The sequence below is a fragment of the Pradoshia sp. Z5_111 genome, from assembly GCF_058267535.1.
The window spans coordinates 162,318-173,615 of the sequence record NZ_JBZCPQ010000004.1 but is presented as its reverse complement, the minus strand read 5'-3'; the positions used below and the strand labels follow the sequence as shown (position 1 = coordinate 173,615).

9 protein-coding genes are annotated in these 11,298 nt (G+C 37.3%); all 9 read left to right on the top strand.

Features of this window, described 5'->3' with window-relative positions; genetic code table 11:
- Positions 1–258 precede the first annotated feature (258 nt).
- The 9 genes from AC4D4A_RS10345 (at position 259) to ymfI (ending at position 11,213) form a co-directional block, all read left to right on the top strand.
- Entirely contained in the window at positions 259–1,344 is a 1,086-nt protein-coding gene (locus tag AC4D4A_RS10345; protein WP_490995836.1) for a BMP family lipoprotein, read from the top strand.
- Positions 1,345–1,829: 485 nt separating this feature from the next.
- On the top strand, positions 1,830–2,555 hold the full coding sequence (locus AC4D4A_RS10340; protein WP_490995835.1) for a GntR family transcriptional regulator: 726 nt from the start codon (positions 1,830–1,832) through the stop codon (positions 2,553–2,555).
- A gap of 54 nt (positions 2,556–2,609) precedes the next feature.
- Entirely contained in the window at positions 2,610–3,698 is a 1,089-nt protein-coding gene (locus tag AC4D4A_RS10335) for a BMP family lipoprotein (protein WP_490995834.1), read from the top strand.
- A gap of 180 nt (positions 3,699–3,878) precedes the next feature.
- Positions 3,879–5,414: an ABC transporter ATP-binding protein gene (locus tag AC4D4A_RS10330; protein WP_490995833.1), complete on the top strand. Its 1,536-nt coding sequence runs from the start codon at positions 3,879–3,881 to the stop codon at positions 5,412–5,414.
- Positions 5,407–6,459 carry an ABC transporter permease gene (locus tag AC4D4A_RS10325; protein WP_490995832.1) on the top strand — a complete coding sequence of 351 codons (1,053 nt, stop codon included), beginning with the start codon at positions 5,407–5,409 and terminating at the stop codon, positions 6,457–6,459. Before AC4D4A_RS10330 ends, AC4D4A_RS10325 begins: the two co-directional genes overlap by 8 nt.
- Positions 6,460–7,419, top strand: a complete 960-nt coding sequence (locus AC4D4A_RS10320) for an ABC transporter permease (RefSeq protein WP_490995831.1) — start codon at positions 6,460–6,462, stop codon at positions 7,417–7,419.
- A gap of 262 nt (positions 7,420–7,681) precedes the next feature.
- Positions 7,682–8,959 (top strand): EF-P 5-aminopentanol modification-associated protein YfmF, encoded by a 1,278-nt coding sequence (gene yfmF, locus AC4D4A_RS10315; RefSeq protein WP_490995830.1) that lies wholly within the window; start codon positions 7,682–7,684, stop codon positions 8,957–8,959.
- Positions 8,959–10,245: an EF-P 5-aminopentanol modification-associated protein YfmH gene (gene yfmH, locus AC4D4A_RS10310; protein WP_490995829.1), complete on the top strand. Its 1,287-nt coding sequence runs from the start codon at positions 8,959–8,961 to the stop codon at positions 10,243–10,245. Before yfmF ends, yfmH begins: the two co-directional genes overlap by 1 nt.
- Positions 10,246–10,487: 242 nt before the next feature.
- The gene (ymfI, locus tag AC4D4A_RS10305) at positions 10,488–11,213 is read left to right on the top strand and encodes an elongation factor P 5-aminopentanone reductase (protein WP_490995828.1); all 726 of its coding nucleotides are present in this window, start codon (positions 10,488–10,490) and stop codon (positions 11,211–11,213) included.
- Positions 11,214–11,298 lie beyond the last annotated feature (85 nt).

Here is an 11,298-nt window from a genome sequence, read left to right as displayed (position 1 = left end):
AAATTCATGTTAAATTAAAATTGAATTAGAAACATATATATAATTATCAGGAAATAATTTTTCCGGATAAGAAGATTTATTGTACATATTTGTATAATACAAAAGCGAAAAATTGTACCCATCTACACAATGCACCATTTAAGTATGTATTTTCTATAATCATTTAACAGATTCATCTAAAACGATGTTATGTGTAAAAGGATAGTGAAAAGCTCATACTATATGGAGCACCGACTAATTATTTTGGAGGTTGTTATGTTGAAAAAGAGTAAATTTGGACTGGCTTTGTCTCTTGTGTTAGCTGCTAGTACCATTCTTGGTGCTTGTGGAAACAAAGAGGAGAGCAATGAAGGCGGCACGGCCAACGAGAAAAATAATTTCACTGTCGCAATGGTTAGTGACACAGGTGGTATTGACGACAAATCCTTCAATCAATCTGCATGGGAAGGTATTCAAGCTTTTGGTAAAGAGAATGGATTAAAAGAAGGTAAAAACGGCTATACCTACCTGCAATCTGAATCAGATGCTGATTACACCACAAACTTAAACCAGCTTGTACGCCAAAAGTATAATTTAATATATGGTGTTGGATTCACAATGGAGGATGCGATTAAAGAAGCAGCTGATCAAAATCCGGATGGGAAATTTGCTATTATCGACTCAGTGGTTGAAGCTGATAACGTTGCAAGTATCACATTCAAGGAGCAAGAAGGTTCATTTATCGTAGGTGTTATTGCTGGTATGCAAACAAAATCCAATAAAGTTGGCTTTGTAGGTGGAATAGAGAACCCGCTAATTCAAAAATTTGAAAAGGGCTTTATTGCTGGTGTTAAAACAGTAAATCCTAATGCTGAAGTACAAGTGAAATATACAGGAAGTTTCAGTGATGCGTCTCTTGGTAAAGCAACAGCATCAGCTATGTATAAATCAGGTATTGATGTCATTTATCACGCGGCAGGAAATGGTGGTAAAGGAGTCTTCACTGAGGCAAAAAACATTAAGAAAAGTAATCCTGAAAAGGATATATGGGTAATTGGTGTAGATAAAGACCAAGCTGATGAAGGTGAAATCAGCGGCACAGACATGAACGTAACGCTCACTTCCATGGTTAAGCGTGTTGACTTAGCTGTACAAGAAGTTTCAAAACAAGCGATGGAAGAATCCTTCCCAGGAGGAAAAAACGTAGAGTTTGGTCTTGGAAATAACGGTGTTGATATTGCACCGACTAAAGATAACTTATCTGACGATATACTTAAAACAGTTGATGAATATAAAGAGAAAATTAAGAACGGTGACATAAAAGTACCATCTACTCAAAAAGAACTTGATGCATTTTTAAAATAAGATAAAGGGATAAGGGCCTTGGGTCCTTATCCCTTTATCTCTAAAGGACCTATTAGTATTAGGAGCTTAGCAAAGGGCTAATAGTTTTCTGGATGGACCATGAAAGCCTGTCTTTCTTAATTAGACAAGAAGAATATGAATGGTATTTTAGTAAAATAGTAAAAGTCAGATACATGTACAAACGGTCAGATTGACGATTAGGTGGAAATTGGGTAGTTTTTAAATTTTTTGTCAGTTTATGCTTTAACAGAATATTTATAATATATAAACTTTTTTAGTAGGAAAAAAGACTTATATGAATAAAACTCAGGTATACCGTGGTTTTTTCAACATTTTTGTGGAAAAAAACGGATAAGGTAACGCTTCCAAAATATGATATTTTTGTGAATAGCTATTTCTTTCTTTGGTAATACATGATAAATTATGAGTGGTTAGTAGATAACATCAATAGAATGAGAGTGGGAAATTTCCTGGGGGAAAAGAGTATGTCTATCAGACACGACAACCGGCAATTATATCTGCAAGTAATCGACAAGATTAGACAGGACATAAGAACCGGTATCTATAAGGAGCATGAAAAATTGCCATCTGAGTCTGAATGGGCCAAAATACTCGGTGTGAGTAGAGCGACATTAAGAGAAGCACTCAGAATACTGGAAGAGGATAATGTGATTATACGCAGGCATGGGGTAGGTACTTTTGTGAATTCCACTCCTTTATTCTCATCTGGAATTGAACAATTAAAGAGTGTGACAGACATGATTCGCGAAGCAAACATGAAACCAGGAACAATTTTTTTAAACTCATTCATAGAGGGTGCAACAGAAGAAGATATGCGAAGGTTCGACTGTCAAATTGAAGATAAGTTTTTAGTAATCGAGCGAGTCAGAACTGCTAATGGGGAACCTGTCGTTTATTGCTTGGACAAGATACCTGTTCGTGTGTTACCGGATCCATCTCTTTATCAAGAGGAATCATTACTTCATGTCTTGGAAAGAACTGCCGGTATACAAATTACATACGCTGTGGCTGATATCGAACCACATGGCTATCACGAAAAGATTTCGCCTATTTTAAATTGCAAGTTAGACACTGCTCTGCTTTTACTAAAACAAACTCACTATGATAGTAAGGACAAACCATATCTATACTCGGCCAACTTCTTTAAAGCGGATACATTTCGCTTTCATATTTTGCGCAAAAGAACATAATTTATGCGCAAAATAAGGGAACTACTGCCAAAAAAAATATAGGGGGTTAAGACCTTGAAGAAACGCAAATTTGGAATAGCATTGTCACTAGTTCTGGCTGCGGGCACAATTTTAGGTGCTTGTGGAAACAAAGAAGAGAAAGGCAACAGCAGTGAAACAGAAGGTAAGGACAATTTCACAGTTGCTATGGTAACAGATACAGGCGGAGTTGATGACAAATCCTTTAACCAATCTGCTTGGGTAGGTATACAACAGTTTGGTAAAGATAACAATCTTGAAAAAGGCAAAAACGGCTATGATTACCTTCAGTCCAAATCTGATGCTGATTACACTACTAACTTAAATCAGCTGGTACGACAAAAATTTGACCTTATTTATGGGGTAGGTTTCTTATTGTCTGATTCCATTACAGAAGTTGCTGAGCAAAATCCTAAGAGCCAATTCGCGTTAATTGATTCTGTTGTAGATGTTGATAACGTGGCAAGTATTACATTTAAAGAGCATGAAGGATCCTTCCTGGTAGGTGTAGTAGCCGCGATGCAAACTAAATCTAATAAAATTGGATTTATTGGTGGAGTAGAAAGTGAACTTATTAAAAAATTTGAGAGCGGATTTATAGCAGGTGTTAAATCAGTTAAACCTGAGGCAGATGTTCAGGTGAAATATGCAGGTGATTTTAATAAAGCTGATATTGGTAAAGCTACAGCACAAGCAATGTATAAATCCGGTATTGATATTATCTACCATGCAGCCGGCGGAACAGGTAAAGGCGTATTTACAGAAGCAGTTAACATAACTAAAAATGATCCAAGCAAAGAAATCTGGGTTATTGGGGTTGACTCTGACCAAGCAGCATTAGGTGATGTACCTGGTACAGACAAAAATGTCACATTAACATCTATGATTAAACGAGTTGATTTGGCAGTTATGGAAGTATCCAATCTTGCTAAGGAAGGCAAATTCCCAGGCGGAGAAAATGTTGAATTTGGTTTAGAAAATGATGCGGTTGATATCGCACCTTCACAAGAAAACTTGTCAGATGATATCAAAACTAAAGTTGCAGAATACAAAGAAAAGATTAAGAGTGGAGAAATTAAAGTACCATCTACTCGTGAAGATTTAGAAACATTCTTAAAAAAATAAGCACATCCTAGTAAGGGATGAGGATGTGTTCCTTATCCCTTACGATTACCTTGGCTTATGTCAGTCTGACATCAGACCTTTAAGCAATATGGTAAAGGAAAGGTTGCTAAAACAAGATTGGCAACTTTTCTTTTGTCATCTTACTTATGAATCTTCTCTGGAAAAAGGAGTGAAAAAACTGTGGACTATGTTATTGAGATGTTGCACATCCGTAAAGAGTTCCCTGGCATCGTCGCAAATGATGATATCACCTTACAATTAAAAAAAGGTGAGATTCATGCTTTGTTAGGAGAAAATGGTGCAGGAAAATCCACGTTAATGAATGTCTTGTTCGGTCTTTACCAGCCAGAACAAGGGGAAATCCGTGTAAATGGTAAAGAAGTAAAAATTACAAGCCCAAATATTGCAAATGACTTGGGCATAGGAATGGTGCATCAGCATTTCATGCTTGTTGATACGTTCACAGTAACAGAAAACATTATTCTTGGTAAGGAGCCCACCAAAGGTGGAAAAATTGATTTAAAAGAGGCTGCCCAGGAAGTTAGGCAGTTATCAGAAAGATATGGATTGAAAATTGATCCGGATGCCAAGATTTCTGATATCTCTGTTGGTATGCAGCAAAGGGTTGAAATTCTAAAAACTCTGTATCGCGGAGCTGACATTCTTATTTTTGATGAACCAACAGCCGTATTAACACCACAGGAAATTAAAGAGTTAATACAGATTATGCAAAATTTGATCACTGAAGGTAAATCCATCATACTGATTACTCACAAACTGAAAGAGATTATGGAAGTCTGTGACCGTTGTACTGTTATTCGTAAAGGAAAAGGAATCGGTACTGTAAATGTCAGTGAAACGAATCCTAATGAATTAGCGAGTTTGATGGTAGGGCGCGAAGTCGTTTTTACAACTGTGAAGAAGGATGCAAAACCAAGTGGAGAGGTATTGAATATACAAGATCTTGTCGTAAAGGATTCCCGTGGTGTTGAAGCAATTCGAAGCCTTAACCTATCCGTCCGTGCAGGAGAAATACTGGGGATTGCAGGTGTCGATGGAAATGGACAATCTGAGCTGATAGAAGCGATCACTGGCCTGAAAAAACCAGAATCCGGTACTATTTCCATAAACGGGACTGAAATTCAGAAGAAAAGTCCAAGGAAAATCACAGAAACAGGACTTGGGCATATTCCACAGGATCGACATAAATATGGTCTTGTATTGGACTATTCAATTGGCGAAAATATGGTTCTCCAAACATATTATCAACAACCACTTTCAAAATGGGGAATCTTAAATTATAAAAATATCTTTAATAAAGCTCGTACATTAATTAAAGAGTTTGATGTTCGTACTCCAAGTGAGTATACTCCGGCAAGAGCTTTGTCTGGAGGAAACCAGCAAAAGGCGATCATTGCTCGTGAAATAGATCGTAATCCTGATTTGTTAATTGCTGCTCAGCCAACACGCGGTCTTGATGTAGGAGCCATTGAGTTCATTCACAAACGTTTGATTGAGCAACGGGATCATGGGAAAGCAGTATTGCTTGTTTCCTTTGAGCTGGATGAGATTTTAAATGTCAGTGACCGTATTGCTGTTATATATGAAGGTTCCATTGTGGCTATTGTTGATCCTAAGAAAACGACAGAACAGGAGCTCGGATTATTAATGGCAGGAAGTAAGGTTAAGGAAGCGGGGAACGAAGCTAATGTATAAAAGATTATCGAACTTATTAATCCCTGTTATAGCTGTCTTGCTCGGTTTAATCGCAGGTGCTATTGTGATGTGGGTCAGCGGTTATGATCCGATAGCTGGTTATGGTGCTTTATGGGATGGTATATTCTATGATTCCTATGCAATAGGTGAGACAATTCGTCAGGTTAGCCCTTATATTCTTGCAGGTTTAGCCGTTGCCTTTGCATTTAGGACAGGACTTTTTAATATTGGTGTTGAGGGCCAGTTTTTAATGGGATGGTTAGGTGCTGTATGGATCGGAACGTTATTTACTGACCTTCCTAAAATCATCCATTTGCCGCTTGCAGTCATTGTTGCTGCTTTAGCAGGTGCTTTATGGGCTTTCATCCCTGGTCTCTTAAAAGCTAAATTCAGGGTGCATGAAGTTATAACAACCATTATGATGAACTACATTTCTCTTCATGTAGTCAATTATATCATCTCTTACGTTTTAACAGATAACATGGACAAAACAGAAAAGATTGCTCCATCAGCATCTTTACGTTCTGACTTTTTAGCCGAAATGACAATTAACTCCAGATTACACTGGGGATTTGCGATAGCAATTCTTGGAGCAATTATTATGTGGTTTTTATTAGAAAAAACAACAAGAGGCTACGAATTAAAAGCTGTTGGTTTTAACCAGCATGCATCTAAATACGCAGGTATCAGTGTAGATCGCAATATTGTATATGCCATGCTGATCTCTGGTGCTTTTGCAGGACTTGCCGGTGCTATGGAAGGTCTTGGAACATTCGAGTATATTGGTGTAAAAGGAGCACATACAGGAGTAGGTTTTGACGGAATCGCAGTTGCATTACTAGGTGCCAATACAGCGATTGGAGTTGTGCTTGCTGCTTTATTATTCGGTGGATTGAAATATGGTTCATTGAATATGCCAATGGAAACTGGAATACCAACTGAAATCATTGATGTAGTCATAGCTTTAATCATATTCTTCGTTGCATCCAGTTATATTATTCGTCTCATGCTGAGAAAGTTTAGCAAGAAAAAGGGGGTGGAATAAGTGAGTTTTTTAGAGATACTAGCGATACTTGTTCCTTCTACACTTGTTTACGCCTCTCCACTTATTCTGACAGCCCTCGGTGGTGTATTTTCTGAGCGTTCTGGTGTAGTAAATATTGGATTAGAAGGTTTAATGGTAGTTGGTGCTTTTACAAGCATTGTATTTAACTTATCATTTGCGGATACATTTCATGAATGGACTCCTTGGATTTCATTAGTTGTAGCTATGGTAGTTGGTGGGATTTTCTCACTATTGCATGCAGTTGCTTCAATCACATTCAGGGCTGACCAAACAGTCAGTGGGGTAGCCATTAATATGTTGGCACTTGGAGCTTGTATGTTCCTTGTGAAATTAGTATACGGAAAAGGACAAACTGATAAAATTGCTGAACCATTTTACAGTTTTGATATACCTGGTTTAAGTGATATACCTGTATTGGGTAAAATTTTATTCTCAGATGTTTATTTAACCTCGATCCTGGCGATCGTGATAGCTGTGATTTGCTGGTATGCCATTTATAAAACACCGTTTGGGTTACGCCTTCGTTCAGTTGGTGAACATCCAATGGCCGCTGACACAATGGGAATAAACGTTAATAAAATGCGTTATATTGGTGTTATTTTAAGTGGAATCTTGGGAGCTTTGGGTGGAGCTATTTATGCTTCGACTATTGCTCTAGACTTTACTCATGCGACCATATCCGGACAAGGTTTTATGGCACTTGCAGCTATGATATTCGGTAAATGGCATCCAATTGGTGCAATGGGCGCAGCATTATTCTTTGGATTTGCGCAATGTTTAAGTATCGTAAGCTCAATGCTTCCATTCTTTAGTGACATTCCGAATGTATATATGTTAATTTTGCCATATGTATTAACAATTCTGGCTTTAACAGGATTTATTGGACGTGCAGATGCCCCGAAAGCATCCGGTACGCCGTATATCAAAGGAAAACGTTAAAAGCTAAACTCATTCATGATTTAAACAAAGACAAGTGCTGTTCTATTATACGAGCAGTCCTTGTCTTTTTTATTTCTGATCTAATCGGTGTCAATTTTATTTAGCTTGAAAGTAGAAGAGAGAATGAAAGAAGGTCAGGGTCAGATCCTTGATTTACCTTCCATTTAACCTGTATATTCAAACTAAAGGTTTAAAAAAAATCCTTGAGACGAACAATATGGATAAGAACCTGCATAACATTGAGTAAAGGGAGGTCAAAAATATGGCAGTTATTGATGAGATTAAACTAAAACAAGCTGGCATTACTATTCATTTTGTACCAACTAAGAAATTTAAAACAACGACGCTTGTTTGGAAGATGAAAGCACCTTTAAAGGAAGAAACCGTTACATATAGAGCTTTGTTGCCCAATGTCCTGCAAAGTAATACAGCTGCATATCCCACATCTACAGCTTTCCGCTCCCATCTAGATCAATTATATGGAGCTAGTCTTTTTACAGATGTTAGTAAAAAAGGCGAATATCATATTATGAGTTTTCAAATGGAAATGGTAAATGAACGATTTTTATCCCAGCCTGAGCCGCTGTTGGAACAAGCATTTAAGCTTTTACATGATGTTTTAATTAATCCTAATGTAAAGGGAAATGCTTTTGATTCGGAGACAGTTACAAAGGAAAAACGTGCTCTAAAACAAAGGCTTCAGGCTGTATATGATGACAAAATGCGTTATTCTTCATTACGCTTAACTCAGGAAATGTGTATGGAAGAAAATTATCGGCTGGAAGCAAACGGGATTTTAAGCGAAGTCGATGAAATCACTCCTGAATCCTTATACAATTATTATAAAAAAGCATTTGCCGAAGATGAATTGGACCTCTATGTGATTGGAGATTTGGATGAAGACAGGGTAACGCAAATGTCTAGTGAATACTTTCAGTTCACGGAGAGAAAACCGGAACGAGTTCTGCATAATAAACATGATATTGTTGAAGTGAAAGAACTGAAAGAAACGCAGGATATCAAACAGGGTAAGCTGAATATTGGCTACCGTACAAATATCACTTATGGCGATCGAGATTATTTTGCTCTCCAAATGTTTAATGGGATATTTGGTGGGTTTTCACACTCTAAACTTTTCATAAATGTTCGTGAAAAAGCAAGCTTGGCGTATTATGCCGCATCACGCCTTGAAAGTCATAAAGGTCTTTTAATGGTTATGTCCGGCATTGATAATAAAAATTATGATCAGGCAGTAACGATTATAAAAGAACAAATGGAAGCTATGAAAAAGGGCGAATTTTCGGATCAGGAAATGGAACAAACAAAAGCAATTATTAAAAATCAATTGCTCGAAACGATTGACACCTCCCGTGGTCTGACAGAAGTTCTCTATCATAATGTGGTTGCCGCTGTTGATACGCCACTTGATGATTGGTTGTCTTCGATTGATAGGGTAACAAAGGATGAAATAGTGGCCTGTGGAGAAAAAATTCAAATGGATACGATCTATTTTTTAAGCGGAGATGAGGTGAGTGAGTAATGGAGAAACTACTATTTGACCAGCTTCAGGAAGAATTATATTTCGAAAAAATGGATAATGGTTTGTCTGTATATATCCTCCCTAAAAAAGGATTTAATAAAACCTATGCCACTTTTACAACTAAATATGGATCCATCGATAATCATTTTAAAGAGCCTGGTGCAGATGAATATTCCAGAGTTCCGGACGGCATTGCCCACTTCCTGGAACATAAATTGTTCGAAAAAGAAGATGGTGATGTATTCCAGCAGTTCAGTAAGCAAGGTGCAGCGGCTAATGCTTTTACATCTTTTACACGAACAGCGTACCTTTTTTCCAGTACAACGGATGTAGAGAAAAATTTAGAAACACTGATTGATTTTGTCCAGGAACCATATTTCTCGGATAAAAGTGTGGAAAAAGAAAAAGGGATTATTGGCCAGGAAATTACCATGTATGATGATAATGCTGATTGGAGATTATATTTCGGTATTATTGAAAATCTATATCATAATCATCCTGTGAAAATTGATATAGCTGGTACCATTGAGTCGATTTCAGGAATAACAAAAGAACTGCTCTATCAGTGCTATAATGCATTTTATCATCCAAGCAACATGCTTCTGTTTATTACAGGGCCATTAGATCCTGAAACAATCATGCAGCAAGTTCGTGATAATCAGGCTAAGAAAAACTTCGATAGCCGTGGGGAAATCGAACGGAAATTTGATGCAGAGCCGGCTAATGTGGCCACAAAAAAACGATCAGCCAATATGCATGTCCAAACGCCTAAGTGTGTGGTTGGATTAAAGGCAAATAATCCAACTCTCCAAGGGATAGATTTATTAAAACAAGAGCTATCTATCAACCTCTTTCTGGATATGACGTTTGGAAAAAGCTCCGAGTATTATGAAAAACTATATTCTGAAGGGTTAATTGACCATTCATTCTTCTACGATTATACACAGGAATATGGATTTGGCTTTGGAATGGTCGGCAGTGACACAGATAAGCCGGATCGTTTAGAGGAAGAATTAAAAAATATTCTTTTTGCGGCCCGGGACGGAAAAATTGTAACAGAGGAAAAACTGAATTCAATTCGTAAGAAAAAGATTGGTGCCTTCCTCAGGTCATTGAATTCACCTGAATCAATAGCCAATCAATTTACACGATATGCTTTTAATAACATGAAGCTGTTTGATGTTGTGACTGTATTAGAATCTTTGACTTATGATGAAGTGAATAAAGCCGTACAAGAATTAATAGATGAGGATAGAATGTCAGTATTTCAAATACTTCCATCCTGAATGGGTAAGAGCCAAGCCGGAATGGTTTTGGCTCTTTTTATATAGAAATTTCTTTATATGCAAGCAAAACGGACAATTATCCAGCTGTAACTGATTCACTGTTTTACGATAAGTATTTAATAGGATTTAAGAAGCTTTTATTAGAAACTATTGACTATTTTCAATTGGTGGTTTTACTTTTCATCTTCAAGCTTTATAATGAAAAGTATTGTAAGTGTTATTTACGGCAAGGGGTTTTTATCATGAATGGAAAATATGCACTCATTACGGGTGCTAGCGGAGGAATTGGCCAAGCTATTGCATTGCGTTTGGCTGAGGAGGGCTGGAATCTATATCTCCATTATAACCGTAATCTTAGCGGAATTAATTCGCTTTTGGATCAGTTAAAGCCATATCAAATACAGGTTAAAGTAATTCAGGCTGATCTAAGTAAAGATGACGGACATCAAGTAATTATTGACGAAATTAATCAAATTGATACGATTATACTAAATAGCGGTGACAGTCATTTTGGTCTTATAACAGATATAACCGATGACCGAGCCAAACAGATGATTTCATTACATATTACCTCTCCCTTTTTATTAACTAAGGGGCTTGTTCCTAAGTTAATACAAAAAAAAGCTGGCAGCATCATTGCTATTACTTCTATTTGGGGAGAAGTGGGTGCTTCCTGTGAAGTCCTTTATTCAATGGTAAAAGGTGGACAGAATTCTTTTATCAAGGCACTTGCGAAGGAGCTTGCACCTTCTGGAATTCGAGTAAATGCTGTATCGCCTGGTGTAATTTCTACACCTATGCTCGATCGATTCGATTCTGAAGAGCTTAAAGACTTGGAAGATGAAATCCCAATGGGGCGGCTGGGGCTTCCGAAGGATATCTCTGGAGTAGTTTCCTTTGTCCTCTCAGAAGACTCCAGTTATATAACCGGACAGATTATCAGTGTAAATGGCGGATGGAATACATAGGTATTTACTGCTACACTATGTATTTTGCTTTTCACTCGTCTGGAAATCAGATATGATAGGACATAGGGAAAATATTGAAGGAATT

Excerpts from the sequence above, each read along its gene's own strand:
- yfmF (WP_490995830.1), top strand. The coding sequence starts at position 7,682 with ATGGCAGTTATTGATGAGATTAAACTAAAACAAGCTGGCATTACTATT.
- ymfI (WP_490995828.1), top strand. The coding sequence starts at position 10,488 with ATGAATGGAAAATATGCACTCATTACGGGTGCTAGCGGAGGAATTGGC.
- AC4D4A_RS10340 (WP_490995835.1), top strand. The coding sequence starts at position 1,830 with ATGTCTATCAGACACGACAACCGGCAATTATATCTGCAAGTAATCGAC.
- AC4D4A_RS10325 (WP_490995832.1), top strand. The coding sequence starts at position 5,407 with ATGTATAAAAGATTATCGAACTTATTAATCCCTGTTATAGCTGTCTTG.
- yfmH (WP_490995829.1), top strand. The coding sequence starts at position 8,959 with ATGGAGAAACTACTATTTGACCAGCTTCAGGAAGAATTATATTTCGAA.